The sequence below is a fragment of the Vibrio sp. M260112 genome (assembly GCF_036533775.1).
Lineage (GTDB): Bacteria > Pseudomonadota > Gammaproteobacteria > Enterobacterales > Vibrionaceae > Vibrio.
Genome location: NZ_JATABH010000002.1, coordinates 104,825 through 122,373, shown reverse-complemented (window position 1 = coordinate 122,373; position 17,549 = coordinate 104,825). Strand labels below are relative to the sequence as shown.

The window sequence follows — 17,549 nt, the reverse complement described above, 5'->3', positions numbered from 1 at the left end:
GTGAATAAAACGATTAAAGCGGCTGGTCTAAGCCTTGTTGTGATGACGTCTTCTTTTTTTGCAAATGCTGCTGAAGCGGCGCAAAAGATCGGCTATGTGAATACAGCTCAAGTATTTCAAGCGCTTCCTCAACGTGAAGTCGTATTGCAAAAAATGCAAGAAGAGTTCAAGGACAAAGCTGACGAGCTAAAGGCGATCAAAGCGCAAGCAAAAACGAAGATTGAGAAGTTGCAGCGTGATGGTGAACTACTTGGTCAGGAAGAAGTAGAGAAACTACGTATTGAAATTGGTCAGCTTGATAGCAAGTACAAGATCAAGGGCCAAGCTTTGGAACAAGCTAGCGCACGTCGTGAAGCAGAAGAGAAGCAAAAACTGTTTATAACTATTCAGGATGCAGTGAAAAAAGTGGCTGAAAAAGAAGGCTACGACATTATTGTTGATATTCAAACTATGCAATACGGCAAACCTGAATTCAACGTGACAGAAAAAGTAATTAAACAACTAAAATAATTGATTATGGCGACACTTTCTTTAGCCGAATTGGCGACGATTACCGGGGGCGAGCTACATGGTGACGCGAACGCGACAGTGACCATGGTAGCGCCGATGGATAAAGCACAGGCAGGTCACGTTACCTTCCTGTCTAATCCTAAGTATGCAAAACACTTATCAGACTGCCAAGCAACAGTTGTAATGGTAAAAGAAGCGCAACGTGAACTGTGCGTGGGTAATGTACTGGTCGTCGCCGATCCGTATGTCGCGTTTGCAAGAGTCGCTCAAGCGCTTGATACCACTCCGATGCCAGCGGAATCAATCGCTCCGTCTGCTGTGATTGCGAGTGACGCTAAGTTGGGTACCAATGTTTCTGTTGGTGCGAATGCAGTGATTGAATCCGGTGTGGAACTGGGCGATAACGTTGTGATTGGTGCTGGATGCTTTATTGGCAAAAACGCCAAAATTGGTGCCAATACCAAACTTTGGTCAAACGTGAGCATTTACCACAGTGTTGAGCTAGGTGCAGATTGCTTAGTGCAAGCCAATACAGTGATCGGTGCTGATGGTTTTGGATATGCGAATGAAAAAGGTGAGTGGATTAAGATCCCTCAACTTGGCACTGTTCGTATTGGAAACCGTGTTGAAATCGGCTCATGTACGACGATTGATCGTGGTGCACTGGATGACACTGTTATTGAAGATAATGTTATTCTCGATAACCAGTTACAGATCGCTCATAACGTACACATCGGATATGGTACTGCCATAGCTGGTGGTACCATTGTTGCGGGCAGTACTAAGATCGGAAAATACTGTATCATCGGCGGCGGCGCTGTGATCAATGGTCATATTGACATTGCCGATGGCGTTACTATCACAGGTATGGGGATGGTAATGCGTGGTATTGAAGAGAAAGGTATGTACTCTTCAGGTATTCCGCTACAAACGAACAAAGAGTGGCGAAAAACTGCGGCACGTGTTCATCGAATTGACGATATGAACAAGCGCTTGAAAGCTGTAGAAAAACAGCTAGAAAATAAAGAAGACGCCTAGTTCTAGATGAAACTAAAAAGGCTCGCGTATTGCGGGTCTTTTTCATCTATAATGCCTCTCAGATACAAATTAGCATTCAACATAGGAATATGACTTTGACTACTGAAAACAAAACGATGAACATCACTGAAATTCAGGAATTACTCCCTCATCGCTACCCATTTTTGCTGATTGATCGTGTTATTGACTTTCAAGAAGAGAAATACCTTACTGCGATTAAAAACGTTTCAGTGAATGAACCTCAGTTTACAGGTCATTTCCCTCAACTACCTGTATTTCCAGGCGTACTGATCCTTGAAGCGATGGCACAGGCGACAGGTCTACTCGCATTCAAATCATTTGGTGCTCCTTCAGAAAACGAACTTTACTATTTTGCTAGTGTTGATGGCGCGAAATTCCGTAAACCGGTTGTTCCAGGTGACCAGCTAGTGATCGAAGTAGAATTTATCAAAGAGCGTCGCGGCATTGCTGCATTCAAAGGCATTGCAAAAGTGGATGGTGACGTTGTCTGTTCTGCAGAGCTAAAATGTGCTCGTCGAGAGTTTTAATATGATTCATGAAACGGCTCAAATTCATCCTTCAGCAGTGATTGAAGGAGATGTAAAGATTGCTGCCAACGTGACGGTTGGTCCGTTTACCTATATCTCAGGTAATATTGAGATTGGTGAAGGTACTGAAATCATGTCTCACGTTGTCATTAAAGGTCATACTACCATTGGTAAAGACAACCGTATTTTCCCACACGCTGTTATTGGTGAAGAGAACCAAGACAAGAAGTATGGTGGCGAAGCGACAACAGTTGTGATTGGTGATCGTAACGTTATTCGTGAAGCGGTACAGATTCACCGTGGTACGACTCAAGACAAAGCTACAACTGTGATTGGCAATGACAACCTACTGTGTGTTAATGCTCACATCGCCCATGACGTTATCGTTGGTAACCACACACACGTGGGTAACAACGCTATCCTTGGTGGACACGTAACGGTTGAAGACTACGCTGGTGTTATGGCACTGTCTGCGATTCACCCATTCTGTAAAGTGGGTGCTTACAGCTACATCGGTGGTTGTTCAGCAGTGGTGAAAGACGTACCGCCATACGTATTAGCGCAGGGTAATCATGCGACTCCATTTGGTCTGAACCTTGTAGGTCTACAGCGCAATGGATTTGAAAAAGCAGAACTGCGTGCACTACGTAACGCTTACAAAGAGTTTTACCGTGCAGGCAAAACTCAAGCTGAAGCCAAAGTCGTTTTGGAGCAGATGGCTAAAGACTGGCCTTCAATCAAGCACTTCATTGAGTTTGTGGAAACGTCTGAGCGTGGTGTTATTCGCTAACCCAGCAGTCAAATGAATGGTAAAAGATCGTAGTCTTTCGGCTGCGGTCTTTTTTGCGTTTTAAAGCAATAAATCAGATAGGTCAGTCAGCAATGGAAAAACCATTACGAATTGGAATTGTCGCAGGCGAATTGTCAGGGGACACGTTGGGTGAAGGCTTTATCAAGGCGATAAAAGCGAAATATCCAGATGCAGAATTCGTTGGGATCGGCGGGCCGAAGATGATCGCTCAAGGGTGCCAATCACTGTTTGAGATGGAAGAGCTCGCGGTGATGGGATTGGTTGAAGTATTAGGTCGACTGCCGCGTTTGCTAAAAGTCAAAGCTGAGTTAGTTAAGTTCTTCACCGATAATCCTCCAGATGTATTCGTTGGCATTGATGCACCGGACTTCAACTTGCGACTTGAGTTAGATTTAAAGCAAGCGGGAATTAAAACCGTCCATTATGTTAGCCCGTCGGTTTGGGCGTGGCGCCAAAAGCGTATCTTCAAGATTGAAGCTGCAACCAACTTAGTGCTGGCTTTCTTACCATTCGAAAAAGCCTTCTATGACAAGTTTAATGTTCCATGTGAGTTTATCGGCCACACATTAGCGGATGCCATTCCTATGGAGTCGGCTAAGGCACCAGCACGCGAGCTATTAGGTTTACAACAAGATAAGCAATGGCTAGCGGTATTGCCAGGTAGCCGTGGCAGTGAACTTAAGATGCTGGCTGAGCCATTTATCAAAGCTTGTCAGTTGCTGCATAAGAAATATCCAGAGTTAGGTTTTGTCGTTGCCTTGGTCAATGAAAAACGCCGTGAGCAATTTGAACAAGCTTGGCAACAAATCGCGCCAGAACTCGATTTTAAATTGGTTAATGACACGGCGAAAAACGTCATAACCGCAGCGGATACTGTGATGCTGGCATCAGGAACGGTCGCACTTGAATGTATGCTGCTCAAACGACCAATGGTAGTTGGCTACCGAGTCAATGCGATTACCGCGTTCATTGCTCGTCGTCTAGTGAAGACCAAATACGTTTCACTCCCCAATATTCTTGCTGACCAAGAGTTAGTCAAAGAGTACCTGCTTGAAGAGTGCACACCGGAGAATCTCTCTCGCGAAGTCACTCGTCTAATTGAAAATGGTGGTGAAAAGATGATTGAAAAGTTCACTGAAATGCATCACTGGATCCGTAAAGATGCCGATAACCAAGCCGCTCAAGCGGTGCTTAAACTGATCGGCAGAGAGTAAGACAATGACAAAACAGACAAAAGAACTCCCGCCATTTGAATACCCAATGGGTTATCAGTTAATCGCGGGGGTTGACGAAGTAGGGCGTGGTCCTCTTGTTGGTGATGTGGTGACGGCCGCTGTTATTCTTGATCCTAAGAATCCAATTGAAGGCTTGAATGACTCAAAAAAGCTGTCAGAGAAAAAACGCCTCGCCTTATTACCTGAAATTCAAGAGAAGGCGTTGGCATGGTCAGTTGGTCGTTGCAGCCCGGAAGAAATTGACCAGTTAAACATTTTGCAAGCGACCATGGTTGCCATGCAGCGCGCCATCGCAGGGCTGTCAATTCAACCCGATCTCGTGCTTATTGATGGAAACCGCTGCCCACAGCTCCCTATGGACTCACAGGCGGTTGTAAAAGGTGACCTACGAGTTGCGGAGATCAGTGCTGCTTCCATTATTGCAAAAGTGGTTCGTGACCAAGAGATGGAAGAGCTGGACAAGCAGTATCCAGAGTTTGGGTTTGCAAAACATAAAGGCTATCCGACTAAGGCGCATTTTGATGCGATTGAGCAGCATGGTGTGATCGATCAACACCGCAAGAGTTTTAAACCCGTTAAACGGGCTCTTGGCATCGAGTAGAAAGCCCTGTTAAGGGGTATATAAGTACGCGTTTTTCACTTAAAATACCCAATTGTCTTCCCAAATTAGTTATCTTTCTGGACGATATTCATGTCAGACCCTAAGTTTATCCACCTTCGAGTTCATAGTGACTTTTCCATGGTTGACGGCTTGTCAAAAGTACCACCATTGGTGAAGAAAGTGGCTGAATTGGGCATGCCAGCGGTGGCGTTGACGGATTTTACCAACCTCTGTGGTTTGGTTAAGTTTTACGGTACCGCGCATGGTTGTGGGGTTAAGCCGATCATCGGTGCCGATTTCTTGATGCAGTCGGCTGGGTTTGGTGATGAGTTAACAAAGTTGACGGTTCTAGCGGCTGACAATGTCGGTTACAAGAACCTAACGTTGCTTATCTCAAAAGCGTATTTGCGCGGTCATGTTCAGCACCAGCCTGTCATTGATAGAGAGTGGCTAGTTGAACTGTCTGAAGGTGTTATCTTACTGTCAGGCGGTAAAAATGGCGAAATTGGTAAGGCGTTATTGAAGGGCAACCACAAAGTAGTGTCTGAGTGTGTTGAGTTTTATCAAACCCATTTCCCAGATCGCTTTTATCTTGAGCTGACGAGAACCGGACGCGCCGATGAAGAGACGTATCTTCACTTCGCGTTGGAGCTAGCGGAACAAGCGGAGCTGCCTGTCGTAGCGACCAATGATGTGGTTATTCTCGATGAGTCCCTGTTTGATGCCCATGAAATTCGTGTTGCCATTCACGATGGCTACACTCTAGAAGACCCTCGTCGACCAAAAAACTACAGCCCTCAGCAATATTTGCGTAGCGAACAAGAAATGTGTGAACTTTTCTCAGACATTCCTGAAGCGCTTGAAAACAGTGTTGAAATTGCTAAGCGTTGTAACGTCACGGTACGTCTTGGCGAGTACTTCCTACCCGCCTTCCCAACTGAAGGGATGAAAGAGACCGAGTTTTTGGTCATGAAGTCTAAAGAGGGCTTAGAAGAGCGACTTGAGTTCCTTTTCCCTGATCCTCAAGTTCGTGCACAACGACGACCTGAGTATGATGAGCGTCTTGATGTTGAACTGGAAGTTATCAATAACATGGGCTTCCCTGGTTACTTCTTGATCGTAATGGAGTTTATCCAGTGGTCAAAAGATAACAGTATTCCAGTAGGGCCTGGCCGTGGTTCTGGTGCGGGCTCTCTCGTTGCTTACGCGTTGAAGATCACCGATCTTGACCCACTTGAGTATGACCTACTTTTCGAACGATTTCTTAACCCAGAGCGTGTCTCCATGCCCGACTTCGACGTCGACTTCTGTATGGACAAGCGCGATCAGGTGATTGATCACGTCGCAGAAATGTACGGTCGTGACGCCGTGTCTCAGATTATTACCTTTGGTACGATGGCGGCAAAAGCGGTAATCCGCGATGTAGGTCGTGTGCTTGGGCATGGCTTTGGTTTCGTTGATCGAATCTCCAAGCTGGTACCACCCGATCCAGGTATGACCCTCGAAAAGGCATTTAAAGCAGAGCCAGCATTACCTGAGTTGTATGAAAACGACGAAGAGGTAAAAGAGCTTATCGACATGTGTCGCATTCTAGAAGGGTGTACACGAAATGCCGGTAAGCACGCGGGTGGAGTAGTTATCTCTCCGACGACTATTACTGACTTTGCTCCGATATACGCGGATGCAGAAGGTAACTTTCCAGTTACTCAGTTTGACAAGAATGACGTAGAAACGGCGGGTCTGGTTAAGTTTGACTTCTTGGGTCTGCGGACACTGACCATCATCGACTGGGCTTTAGGCTTGATCAACCCTCGTCTTGAGCGCGAAGGTAAGCCAGCCGTCGCCATTGAGTCGATCCCTCTTGACGATCAGGCGTCATTTAACGTACTGCAAAACTCAGAGACGACAGCGGTATTCCAGTTGGAATCACGCGGTATGAAAGAGTTGATCAAGCGACTTCAGCCAGACTGTTTTGAAGATATCATCGCACTAGTAGCCCTGTTCCGTCCTGGTCCGTTGCAATCGGGCATGGTAGATAACTTTATTGACCGTAAGCATGGTCGAGAGGCAATCTCATACCCAGATGAAACTTGGCAGCACGAGTCTTTAAAAGAGACGCTTGACCCAACCTACGGCATCATCCTGTATCAAGAACAGGTAATGCAAATTGCCCAGATCCTTGCGGGTTATACTCTGGGTGGCGCAGACATGCTGCGTCGTGCGATGGGTAAGAAAAAACCGGAAGAGATGGCCAAGCAGCGCGGCACCTTCAAAGAGGGCGCGGAGAAGAACGGAGTTGATGGCGAGCTGGCGATGAAGATCTTCGACCTTGTGGAGAAGTTCGCGGGCTACGGCTTTAACAAATCTCACTCAGCAGCCTATGCGCTTGTCTCTTACCAGACGCTTTGGTTAAAGACGCATTACCCAGCCGAGTTTATGGCCGCGGTAATGACTGCTGATATGGATAACACAGAGAAGGTCGTTGGCCTAGTTGATGAGTGTTTCCGTATGAAGCTAAAGGTGCTTCCACCCGATATTAATGCAGGTCTATACCGCTTTAATGTCGATGAAACGGGGGCTATCGTTTACGGTATCGGCGCAATTAAAGGGGTGGGTGAAGGCCCGATTGAAGCCATTCTTGAAGCGCGGAATAAAGGTGGCTACTTCAAAGATCTGTTTGATTTCTGTGCGCGTATTGACCTCAAGAAAGTGAATAAGCGAGTTATTGAAAAACTTATCTATGCAGGTGCTCTTGATCGCCTTGGGCCGCACCGAGCTGCGATGATGGCATCACTTGCGGATGCCGTAAAAGCAGCCAGCCAACACCACCAAGCGGAAGCATTTGGGCAAAGTGATCTTTTTGGCGTTCTGACAGAAGCTCCTGAAGAAGTTGAGCACAAGTACATCAAAGTTGAGCCATGGCCTGAGAAAGTCTGGCTAGAGGGAGAACGTGACACACTTGGCCTTTATTTAACAGGGCACCCTATAAATGCGTATAGTAAGGAACTTGGCAAGTACACCAGTTGTCGATTAAAAGATGCAACACCAACAAGGCGCGATCAGAGCGTGACTCTGGCTGGTCTGGTTATTGCTGCTCGTGTCATGACAACTAAACGTGGTACCCGTATCGGTCTTATGACGCTGGATGATCGCAGTGGCCGAATGGAGGTCATGCTGTTTTCTGATGCGCTCGATCGCTACGCAGAATTGTTAGAAAAAGATAAAATATTGGTCGTTTCAGGACAGGTCAGCTTTGATGATTTCAATGGTGGTCTTAAAATGTCCGCGCGCGAGGTCATGGATCTCGGAACCGCTCGTGAAAAATATGCACGGGGCCTATCGGTTTCAATTGATGAATCTCAAATTAATGACCGATTTTTTGAGCGGTTTAGTCAAATACTAGAGCCTCATAGGGCGGGGAGCGTTCCTGTCCATGTATACTACCAACGCTCAGATGCGCGAGCGCGTTTAACGTTGGGTACAGAATGGCGAGTTACGCCAAGCGACGCATTATTAGATGATTTAAAACAACTACTTGGGAAAGGCCAGGTAGAACTCGAATTTAACTAAGTTCGGTAGAAGGTTACCGAATAAGAAAGGATCTATAGATGAGCCTGAATTTTTTAGAATTTGAAAAACCAATCGCAGAGCTAGAAGCAAAAATTGAAGCACTACGTGATGTCTCTCGTCACGGTGGTGATTCTGGTGTTGATCTTGATAAAGAGATCGAACAGCTAGAGAGAAAAAGCTTAGAACTAAAGAAGAAAACATTTAGCGACCTTGGTGCTTGGGAAACTGCCCAACTTGCTCGTCACCCATTACGTCCTTACACACTTGATTACATCGAGCATGTTTTCACTGAGTTTGATGAGTTGGCAGGTGACCGTCACTACGCTGATGACAAGGCGATTGTGGGTGGTATGGCTCGTCTAAATGGCCGTCCAGTCATGGTTATTGGTCATCAGAAAGGTCGTGAAACAAAAGAGAAAGTGAAACGTAACTTTGGTATGCCAAAACCAGAAGGTTACCGCAAAGCGCTACGTCTAATGCAAACGGCAGAGCGTTTTAATATGCCGATCATTACTTTCATCGATACCGCGGGCGCGTACCCAGGTGTTGGTGCAGAAGAACGTGGTCAATCTGAAGCTATCGCGACCAACCTAAAAGTGATGGCGGGTTTGAAAGTGCCTGTTATTTGTAACGTTGTAGGTGAAGGTGGTTCTGGTGGTGCACTTGCTATCGGTGTAGGCGACTACGTAAACATGCTTCAGTACTCTACTTACTCAGTGATTTCTCCAGAAGGTTGCGCTTCAATCCTATGGCGTGATTCTGACAAAGCGCCACAAGCTGCAGAAGCAATGGGTCTTATCGCTCCTCGCTTAAAAGAGCTTGAATTGATTGACGAAATCATCGAAGAGCCACTAGGCGGCGCGCATCGTGATCACCTTCAGATGGCTAAGAACATGAAAGATACGTTAGTTCGTCAGCTTGAAGAGTTAGAACAGTTCGATAATGACACGCTTCTTGAACGTCGTTACCAACGCCTAATGAGCTACGGTTACTGTTAATCTATACGGATTATGCTTAAAGGCTGAACTAGGGTTCAGCCTTTTTTTGTTTCCGGTGATAAACTGGTGTTTTGAATCGTCAAGTGCTTTCTATTTATGAGTCTTAAGTCCCACTTTGCCACTGTTATTGAACGTCACGCTCAAGCTCAAGGTCGTCTTGTGCTTGGGTTAAGTGGCGGATTGGATTCACGAGTTATGCTCGACTTGATGGCCGAGTACAGTCGGAGTCAGCAGACTGAGTGTCTAGCGGTGCATGTTCATCACGGATTAAGTGTCAATGCCGATCAGTGGGCGCGACAGTGTCAGCAATGGTGTCAGCAACTCAATGTGCCTTTAGTGATTGAAAAAGTCCAACTGGATCGCAAAGGGCGTAGTTTAGAAGAGAGTGCCAGAGAAGCGAGATATCAGGCGTTAGTTAACCATCTCGAGAACGATGATCTATTGCTGACAGGACAGCATGCCGATGACCAAGTAGAAACATTCCTACTCGCTCTCAAACGGGGAAGTGGACCTAAAGGCTTGTCTGCGATGGCAGAGGCGATGCCATTTGCACACGCTAAGATTGTCAGACCACTATTGACGATAAGCCGTCAACAGATAGAAGGTTACGCTGAGCAGAAGCAGCTAACTTGGGTGGAAGATGAGAGTAATCTTGACCAGCGCTTTGAGCGTAATTTTATCCGACATACTGTCTCTCCACCGCTGACGGAGCGGTGGCCTTACTTCAATCAAGCTGTCCAGCGGAGCGCAGAACTGTGTGCGGAGCAAGAGGCATTGCTTGATGAATTGATGAGTGACAAGTTGAACAGTGCGCTTCACAGTGATGCGAGTCTCGATATCAATACGTTGGCCACCTATAGTGAGTTGGTTCGAACTCGAGCATTGCGTATGTGGTTAGCTCGGCAAAACGTTCGTATGCCTTCGCGTGAACAGTTGAAGCTTGTATGGCCACAGGTTGCTTGTGCTCAGCAAGATGCAAATCCTCAGCTCGCGTTGATTGACGGACAAATCAGACGTCACGCCAATCGGCTCTATTTCGTCAGAGAGTGGCAACCTTTGGTGGAGTGGCAGCAAGATCTTCGATTCGATCAAGCGTGTGTATTACCAGAAGATTTAGGCCGCTTAGTTCTTCGCAGTTCACCGCATGGACAATTATCAAAACAAGCACTAAGCCAGGGACAGCTACAGGTAATATTTGATCCTCAGGGGTTAAGTGCGCATCCCGTTGAGCGTAGGCACAGCAGAAAACTCAAAAAATTGTTCCAAGAATATGATGTACCTAGCTGGCTACGACGTAGAACACCTATAGTAATTTGTGATCAGCAAGTTGTTGCGGTGGGTGATTTATTTATGGATCGTCATTTTGCAGGTCAGGATTGTGAACTCGTCTGGGACAAGCCATTGTTGTTTATGTAAAATTGTATACATAATAACGCACAACTAACATGGAATTATAAGGAAGAGCAATGAAGAAATTCGCAATTGGATTGGTATTAGGAATGGGGCTACTAAGTGGTCAGGCGTTGGCAGCTGGTGATGCAGCAGCAGGGCAAGCAAAAGCCGCGGTATGTGCTGCGTGTCATGGTGCTGATGGTATTGCAATTATCCCTGGTTATCCGAATCTAAAAGGTCAGAATGAACAGTACCTTGTGTCTGCAATCAATGCGTACAAAAATAAAGAGCGTAACGGCGGTTTAGCGGTTGTGATGCAAGCGCAGGCTGCAGCATTAAGTGATGCTGATGTAGCTAACCTTGCTGCATACTACGCAAGCTTGAAGTAACCGAGTTGTGAGAAATCAGCCCGAGCATGATTCGCTCGGGCTTTTTATTACCTAGTTATCGTGGGATAATGGCGCAAGTAACAATAGTTTAAGGGATGAACATGAAAAAGATTGAAGCCATCATTAAGCCATTCAAATTAGATGATGTCCGTGAGGCACTGGCGGAAGTAGGCATTACAGGCATGACGGTATCAGAAGTAAAAGGCTTCGGACGTCAGAAAGGTCATACTGAGCTATATCGTGGCGCTGAGTATATGGTCGACTTTCTACCTAAAGTAAAGCTTGAAATTGTTGTCACTGACGAAGTGGCTGATCAGTGTGTCGAGACCATTATTGAGACAGCGCAAACGGGTAAAATTGGCGACGGTAAAATCTTTATCACCGATGTTGAGCGTATCGTTCGAATCCGAACTGGCGAAGAAGACGAAGACGCAATTTAAAGATACACCTTGGAAAAAGAGCCGCATGGCTCTTTTACTTTTTGGATAGTGAGAAATGAATAAAGCTCGTTGGTTTGTAGTTGCTCTGCTTCTCGTTGGTACAGCACTGATTGGATATAAGAGCGTTTTTAGTTTGCCTTCTCAGGCTCAAATAACGTCATATGACCATGATTCAGAACAGCTATCCCTGACATGCTACGAAAACCCAACGACCAAACAGCTTGATCAAAACCAGCAAATTAGCTTGTTGGTGTGGAATATCTATAAGCAAAATCGATCTAACTGGAGCTCGAGCTTGAGCAACTATGCTCAAGGTAAACAACTGGTCTTGCTGCAGGAAGCCAGCATGACGGGGGAGCTGAGAGAGTGGCTGAAGCAAGGGCGGTGGTTTGGTAGCCAAGTTGATGCTTTTAAAGCGTTTGATACCACGGCTGGGGTGCTGAATTTATCTTTGAATACGCCACTAAAAGCTTGTGCATATACAGAGCTTGAACCTTGGCTTCGTCTACCTAAATCGGCACTCTACGCACTCTATCCGTTGTCAAATGGGCAACAACTTGCGGTCGTGAATATCCATGCGGTCAACTTTACCTATGGCACTGAAGAATATCATCGTCAGTTAAACGTATTGGCACAGGAACTCAGTGAACATCAGGGGCCAGTGATTGTGGCAGGCGATTTTAATAGCTGGAGCCAAGAGCGTTTGAGAGTGATGTCCGAAGCGCTAAGTTCATTAGGATTAAAGGAGGTGACCTATGACAGTGATAACCGGACTCAGTTTATGACCGGCTTACCTTTGGATCATGTTTTCTACCGTGGACTTACGTTGGAAAAAGCAGAGGCGCCAGTCTCTGACGCCTCTGATCACAATCCAATCTTAGTGACTTTTCACTTATAACCGATTAAAAAATGACAATATAAAGTGCCCAGATCAGGTAGTAGGCTAGCCATGGAAGCGCTGAAATGGCAAGAGCCTGACCTCGTTCAAACTCAGTCCAAGTCCCGACCGCGGCATAGCCCAAGGCAATGTACCAAGGGAGCAGTATTGGGAATGAACTGGCAAATTGAGACCAAGGATTGGTGAGTGGCAGCTTGAGAAAACCATTAAGGCTATTGAGATCTGCGGCATAAACTAACACCTGACCATGTTTCAGTAGCGCACTTACGTAACTTGCTAAGTCGCCAATGATAGCAGGGAAGGTAATGACTGCACTCGCGGCGAACCACTTCCAAAAGCCATGTTGATGCTGGCTTGGCTTCGTTGCTAGGTTGAACCAAAATGCTAGCATCAAGATAGTCAGGGTTCTGCCTGCAATGTCGCTGATGATTTCGCTGGCCATAAGGGTGTTTGCGTCTAAAAGCTCAAGTTGCTTAGGATTCGTGACCGCCAACTGAGCCGCAAGCGTTTCTCTCAGCCAATCAAAGTTGACCATATCAAAGTACGCTCCCCAAAATAAAAATGGAGAGAGAATCAAGAAAATGTATGGTTGCCAGCCCCAAGCTCCACGTTGGTAGAGAGCGAGAAAACAGGCGCTAGGCGAACGGAAGATATCGACCAGCATAATAATAGGGTTACTTGAGGGGCTCATACACTTACCTTAGTTACATCAACATACAGCTTCAGCTTTTGACCTGGTTTGAGGTACTTCTGATTGCTCAGATCATTCCATTTGACGATGTCATTGGACTTCACTTTAAATTTGGTGGCAATACCACTGATCGTGTCTCCTGAGCGAACGCTATAGAAGACGGTTCTGACGACGGCGCCATCAGAGCTATTTTTCCAAATAACCAGTTTCTGCCCAACTCGCAGGGTATCTCTTGGTCCCATTCCATTCCATTTCGCAAGAGATTGGTGAGATACTTTGTTGGCTTTGGCAATGGACCATAAGCTATCGCCAGAACGGACCGTATGAGTCAGTTTGTACTGACCTCGACTTTCAGACTGCGTTTTAGCTAAGCGGTTTGATGCGCTTAGGGCATACGCTTTGTCGTCACGAGTTGAGGTCGGAATCATTAAGTGTTGGCCGACTCGGATGTTATTGCCGCTAATATTATTCGCAGTGCGGATGACTTGGGCTGTCGTGTTATATTTCTCAGCCAAAACACTCAAAGTATCGCCAGATTTCACTTTGTAGCGTACCACTTTCATCCCTTTACCACGGTTTTTACTAGCCGCACTGTTAAACTGAGCGACGTTGTCGATAGGTAGCAGCAACTGGTGTGGACCATCTGGTGCTGTAGCCCATTGGTTGTATGCTGGATTCAAGCTTTGCAGCTCTTTGACACTGATACCAGCGTAGTTAGCCGCGATAGCAAGGTCGAGCTGTTCTTTGGGATTGACCAATTCCACAACCTGTCGGTTGGCGATAGGTGGGATTTCAATGCCGTATTTTTCTTGATTGGCGACAATGTCTGCCAGAGCCAGTAATTTTGGCACATAACCACTGGTTTCTTTTGGTAAGTCGAGAGAGAAGAAGTCGATTGGCTTACCGAGTTTGTTGTTTTTGCGGATAGCGCTGGAGACACGGCCGCCACCACTGTTGTACGCGGCAATCGCGTGTGTCCAATCGCCATCAAAACGCTTATTTAGGTAAGTCAGGTAATCGAGTGCAGCATCTGTCGCAGCGGGGACATCGCGACGACCATCGTACCAGAAGTTTTGTTTGAGACCGTACATCTCGCCCGTACCGGGAACAAACTGCCATAAACCAGCGGCACTACCATGAGAGTAAGCGAAGGCATCAAATGAACTTTCAACGACAGGAAGAAGTGCCAGTTCCAGTGGCAAGCCACGTTGCTCGATCTTCTCTGTAATCAAATATAGGAAAGGTTCGGCGCGTTGCGAAACCGTTTTTAAATGATTTGGATGCTTCAAATACCATGTGCGGTAGTAATCGACCAGTTGGTGATCAGGGATCGGCATATCGAGTTGCATCGCGATACGCTGCCAGACGTCTTGCTGAGTTTGCGGTGTGACCACCGGCTCTACTTTGACTACCGGTTTTTCTGGCTGAGCTACAGGCTCAGTCGGTGTTATGGTTGGATTGTTGGTATCTGGAGAGACGGCTTCTCCAGAATCGGTCGGCTGGGTAAGCTGACAACCTGCTAAGAGTAATGCCAATACCCAGCTGTGTTTAACTCGCATTGCACAGCCCTTTTTCTATTTGGCTGCTGATAATACTTGCCTCTCTCAGTAGGTGACAAGCAGCAAATCGTTAAAATTCGTTCTTCCACTCACGTAATGCAGTAAAAATCGCGAGTGGATCAGTTTGAGAGGTTCTATTTGATACGGAGCGGATAACGCTAGGCTGATCGGTACGCAAAAATGGATTGATCCACTTTTCTCGGCGAATGGTAGTCGGTAACGTCGGTTTGTTTTGCGCTCTTAAGCGGTTTACTTCGTCTCGATATTGTTGCAACTGACTATTATCTGGTTCAACGGCCAGTGCAAAGGCCAGATTGCTGGTGGTGTACTCGTGTGCACAGTAGACCTCCGTCTCTTCTGGCAAGGCTGCGAGTTTGTTGAGAGAGTTATGCATCTGTTCCATCGTTCCCTCAAATACGCGCCCACATCCAGCAGAGAACAGCACGTCACCACAGAATAACTTTCCATCTCCGACATAGCCGATATGGCCACTAGTATGGCCTTCTAAACCTAGAACAAAAAAGATTTCATCAAATAGCTCTATTTGATCTCCTGCATCGACGGCATGAGTTAAGGTGGGTACAGGTTCGTTGGCGGGGCCGACAACATCGACGCTAGGAAACTGTCGTACCAGCTCAGCAACACCACCAATATGGTCATTGTGGTGGTGAGTAATGAGAATTGCCTCTAAATTCAGTTCGTGCTCTTTTAGGTAAGTGAGGACTGGGGTCGCGTCACCTGGATCAACCACAGCACAACGACGATCGCTATTTTCAATTAGCCAGATGTAATTATCATTAAATGCAGGTATGCTTTTGATATTCAACATGGTTGTGTCTCCAGTTACCAGGGTGAAGCAGGTTATATATGAAACCAGCACTTAGCAGAAAAAAGCTTGAAAAGCCTCATTCATGGTCTCAGCTAAAAAATGGCCAGTGGGTCAGTGATTCAATTCAAACCCGCATTGACGAATGGTGCCCAAAACTATTCGGATATCACCTACTTAAGCTGGGCGGGTTGAGCTGCGAGTTAACCAGTTTCAACTGTAACATTCAACATCAAGTTCACTTAGATATCCAGAACCCTTTGCACAATGTGATTGCAGATGGTTACGATTTGCCCTTTCTGGAAAAAAGTTTCGATGCTGTGCTGATGTCCCATCAACTTGACTACTGTAACGATCCTCATCGTATGTTACGAGAAGTTGACCGAGTCATGATTGATGATGGTTACCTGATTATAACGGGTTTCAACCCAATCAGTTTTACTGGGCTTGCGAGCTTAATGCCTTGGCGACGTAACAATTTACCATGGAGCGGTCGGATGTTTACGCCCAATCGAGTTAAAGATTGGCTTGGGCTATTAAACTATCAGGTGTTGGAGTGCGACAGTTACGCACTGTTCCCTATGCAGAAATATCGCACTATGTGGACTTGGTTGGAGAACAGTCTTGGCGATTGGGCGGCACCTGCGGGAAGTCTCTATTTTATCGTGGCACGAAAACGTACTTATCCACTCAAGCTAATTAAGCCTCACTGGAAGTTAAAACGAAAATTGACGCCAGTTGGCGTCAATTACAAAGTGTCGAGCCGACAGTCTAGCTCCAACTAGCTAGGCTGATAACCGACATCTTCATCGGTTGGGTTTTCCGCTGCGGTACGGGCTAATTCATCACACATTTCGTTTTCTCTATGCCCTGCGTGACCTTTGACCCAGCGCCAATCGATGCTATGGCGCTGGGTTTCTGTATCAAGCGCTTGCCAAAGATCGGCATTCTTAACGGGTTTCTTGTCTGCTGTTTTCCAGCCGCGCTTTTTCCAGTTGTGTATCCACTGAGTAATACCTTGACGAACATATTGACTGTCGGTCGTTAGAATTACGTCGCATGGCTCTTTTAAAGCTTGCAAGGCGACAATGGTAGCCATCATTTCCATACGGTTGTTTGTGGTAAGGGTAAAACCTTTGGCGAGCGTTTTTTCGACCTGTTTATAGCGGAGTACGATTCCGTAACCACCAGGACCTGGGTTACCTAAACAAGAACCATCAGTGAAAATTTCCACCTGTTTCGTCATGATTTGATACTATTGGGTTAAGCACATTATTGACATAGTCTGACACACATATTGTTATGAATACCAGCAACAATTCTAATCAACATCGTATCGTTGTACTCGATACAGAAACCACAGGTATGAACCGTGAGGGTGGACCTCACTATCAGGATCACCGAATCATTGAAATCGGTGCTGTGGAGATCATAAACCGCAAACTGACAGGGCGTCATTTCCATGTCTACATCAAACCCGATCGTGAAATTCAGCCTGATGCGGTAGAAGTTCACGGTATTACCGATGAGTTTTTGGTCGACAAACCAGACTATCGTGATGTGCATGCTGAATTTCTAGACTTCATCAAAGGGGCTGAGCTGGTGGCGCACAATGCGCCCTTCGACGTTGGCTTCATGGACAATGAGTTTCGGATGCTTGACCCTAGCATCGGCAAGACGATTGACTATTGTAAAGTGACCGATACGCTGGCTATGGCGAAGAAAATCTTCCCTGGCAAGCGAAACAACCTTGACGTACTTTGTGATCGTTACGGTATAGATAACTCTCACCGTACTCTCCACGGGGCATTACTCGATGCCGAGATTCTGGCAGATGTTTACCTGCTAATGACGGGTGGACAGACTTCGCTGCAGTTCAATGCAGGGAGCTCTGGAGGTGAAGAGGGCGAAGTCATAAAACGTGCGGCAAGTGGTCGAAAATCGCTAAAGGTTTTACGTGCAACAGCCGATGAATTAGAAGCCCACCAAAGTAGATTAGACATAGTAGAGAACAGCGGTAGCTGTCTCTGGCGTCAGTAGGAG

18 protein-coding genes are annotated in these 17,549 nt (G+C 46.4%); 14 read left to right on the top strand and 4 right to left on the bottom strand.

Going from position 1 to position 17,549, the window contains the following annotated elements; translation table 11 throughout:
• The 12 genes from QTN95_RS01770 to QTN95_RS01715 all read left to right on the top strand — a co-directional run bounded on the left by QTN95_RS01770 (position 1) and on the right by QTN95_RS01715 (position 12,430).
• Positions 1-510, top strand: coding sequence for an OmpH family outer membrane protein (locus QTN95_RS01770; RefSeq protein WP_331416118.1), 510 nt, complete (start codon positions 1-3; stop codon positions 508-510).
• Positions 511-516: 6 nt separating this feature from the next.
• Positions 517-1,548 carry a UDP-3-O-(3-hydroxymyristoyl)glucosamine N-acyltransferase gene (gene lpxD, locus QTN95_RS01765; RefSeq protein ID WP_331416117.1) on the top strand — a complete coding sequence of 344 codons (1,032 nt, stop codon included), beginning with the start codon at positions 517-519 and terminating at the stop codon, positions 1,546-1,548.
• A 95-nt stretch (positions 1,549-1,643) separates the two neighbouring features.
• The gene (fabZ, locus tag QTN95_RS01760) at positions 1,644-2,096 is read left to right on the top strand and encodes a 3-hydroxyacyl-ACP dehydratase FabZ (protein ID WP_138973449.1); all 453 of its coding nucleotides are present in this window, start codon (positions 1,644-1,646) and stop codon (positions 2,094-2,096) included.
• A 1-nt stretch (position 2,097) separates the two neighbouring features.
• The gene (gene lpxA / locus QTN95_RS01755) at positions 2,098-2,886 is read left to right on the top strand and encodes an acyl-ACP--UDP-N-acetylglucosamine O-acyltransferase (RefSeq protein ID WP_331416116.1); all 789 of its coding nucleotides are present in this window, start codon (positions 2,098-2,100) and stop codon (positions 2,884-2,886) included.
• Between the two features lie 92 nt (positions 2,887-2,978).
• Entirely contained in the window at positions 2,979-4,121 is a 1,143-nt protein-coding gene (gene lpxB / locus QTN95_RS01750) for a lipid-A-disaccharide synthase (protein WP_331416115.1), read from the top strand.
• 4 nt (positions 4,122-4,125) lie between these two features.
• Positions 4,126-4,743 (top strand): ribonuclease HII, encoded by a 618-nt coding sequence (rnhB, locus tag QTN95_RS01745; protein ID WP_331416114.1) that lies wholly within the window; start codon positions 4,126-4,128, stop codon positions 4,741-4,743.
• A 90-nt stretch (positions 4,744-4,833) separates the two neighbouring features.
• Positions 4,834-8,313 (top strand): DNA polymerase III subunit alpha, encoded by a 3,480-nt coding sequence (dnaE, locus tag QTN95_RS01740; protein ID WP_331416113.1) that lies wholly within the window; start codon positions 4,834-4,836, stop codon positions 8,311-8,313.
• A gap of 38 nt (positions 8,314-8,351) precedes the next feature.
• Positions 8,352-9,311, top strand: coding sequence for an acetyl-CoA carboxylase carboxyl transferase subunit alpha (gene accA / locus QTN95_RS01735; protein ID WP_331416112.1), 960 nt, complete (start codon positions 8,352-8,354; stop codon positions 9,309-9,311).
• 96 nt (positions 9,312-9,407) lie between these two features.
• Positions 9,408-10,727 (top strand): tRNA lysidine(34) synthetase TilS, encoded by a 1,320-nt coding sequence (tilS, locus tag QTN95_RS01730; RefSeq protein WP_331416111.1) that lies wholly within the window; start codon positions 9,408-9,410, stop codon positions 10,725-10,727.
• Between the two features lie 50 nt (positions 10,728-10,777).
• On the top strand, positions 10,778-11,092 hold the full coding sequence (locus QTN95_RS01725; RefSeq protein ID WP_331416110.1) for a c-type cytochrome: 315 nt from the start codon (positions 10,778-10,780) through the stop codon (positions 11,090-11,092).
• 101 nt (positions 11,093-11,193) lie between these two features.
• The gene (gene glnB, locus QTN95_RS01720; protein WP_331416109.1) at positions 11,194-11,532 is read left to right on the top strand and encodes a nitrogen regulatory protein P-II; all 339 of its coding nucleotides are present in this window, start codon (positions 11,194-11,196) and stop codon (positions 11,530-11,532) included.
• Between the two features lie 55 nt (positions 11,533-11,587).
• A complete protein-coding gene (locus QTN95_RS01715) occupies positions 11,588-12,430 on the top strand; it encodes an endonuclease/exonuclease/phosphatase family protein (protein WP_331416108.1) in 843 nt (280 codons plus the stop codon).
• Positions 12,431-12,434: 4 nt separating this feature from the next.
• Here QTN95_RS01715 and QTN95_RS01710 read toward each other — a convergent pair whose 3' ends face one another.
• The 3 genes from QTN95_RS01710 to gloB form a co-directional block, all read right to left on the bottom strand.
• Entirely contained in the window at positions 12,435-13,121 is a 687-nt protein-coding gene (locus QTN95_RS01710; protein ID WP_269376703.1) for a YIP1 family protein, read from the bottom strand.
• Positions 13,118-14,680 carry a LysM peptidoglycan-binding domain-containing protein gene (locus QTN95_RS01705; protein WP_331416107.1) on the bottom strand — a complete coding sequence of 521 codons (1,563 nt, stop codon included), beginning with the start codon at positions 14,678-14,680 and terminating at the stop codon, positions 13,118-13,120. Before QTN95_RS01705 ends, QTN95_RS01710 begins: the two co-directional genes overlap by 4 nt.
• A gap of 70 nt (positions 14,681-14,750) precedes the next feature.
• Positions 14,751-15,509 (bottom strand): hydroxyacylglutathione hydrolase, encoded by a 759-nt coding sequence (gene gloB, locus QTN95_RS01700; RefSeq protein ID WP_331416106.1) that lies wholly within the window; start codon positions 15,507-15,509, stop codon positions 14,751-14,753.
• A gap of 38 nt (positions 15,510-15,547) precedes the next feature.
• On the opposite strand from gloB, the gene QTN95_RS01695 reads away from it, so the two are divergent.
• Positions 15,548-16,291, top strand: a complete 744-nt coding sequence (locus tag QTN95_RS01695) for a class I SAM-dependent methyltransferase (RefSeq protein WP_138973437.1) — start codon at positions 15,548-15,550, stop codon at positions 16,289-16,291.
• Here QTN95_RS01695 and rnhA read toward each other — a convergent pair.
• Positions 16,288-16,752 carry a ribonuclease HI gene (gene rnhA / locus QTN95_RS01690; RefSeq protein ID WP_138973436.1) on the bottom strand — a complete coding sequence of 155 codons (465 nt, stop codon included), beginning with the start codon at positions 16,750-16,752 and terminating at the stop codon, positions 16,288-16,290. The two genes, QTN95_RS01695 and rnhA, sit on opposite strands and share 4 nt — an antisense overlap.
• 56 nt (positions 16,753-16,808) lie before the next feature.
• On the opposite strand from rnhA, the gene dnaQ reads away from it, so the two are divergent.
• On the top strand, positions 16,809-17,546 hold the full coding sequence (dnaQ, locus tag QTN95_RS01685; RefSeq protein WP_138973435.1) for a DNA polymerase III subunit epsilon: 738 nt from the start codon (positions 16,809-16,811) through the stop codon (positions 17,544-17,546).
• Positions 17,547-17,549 lie beyond the last annotated feature (3 nt).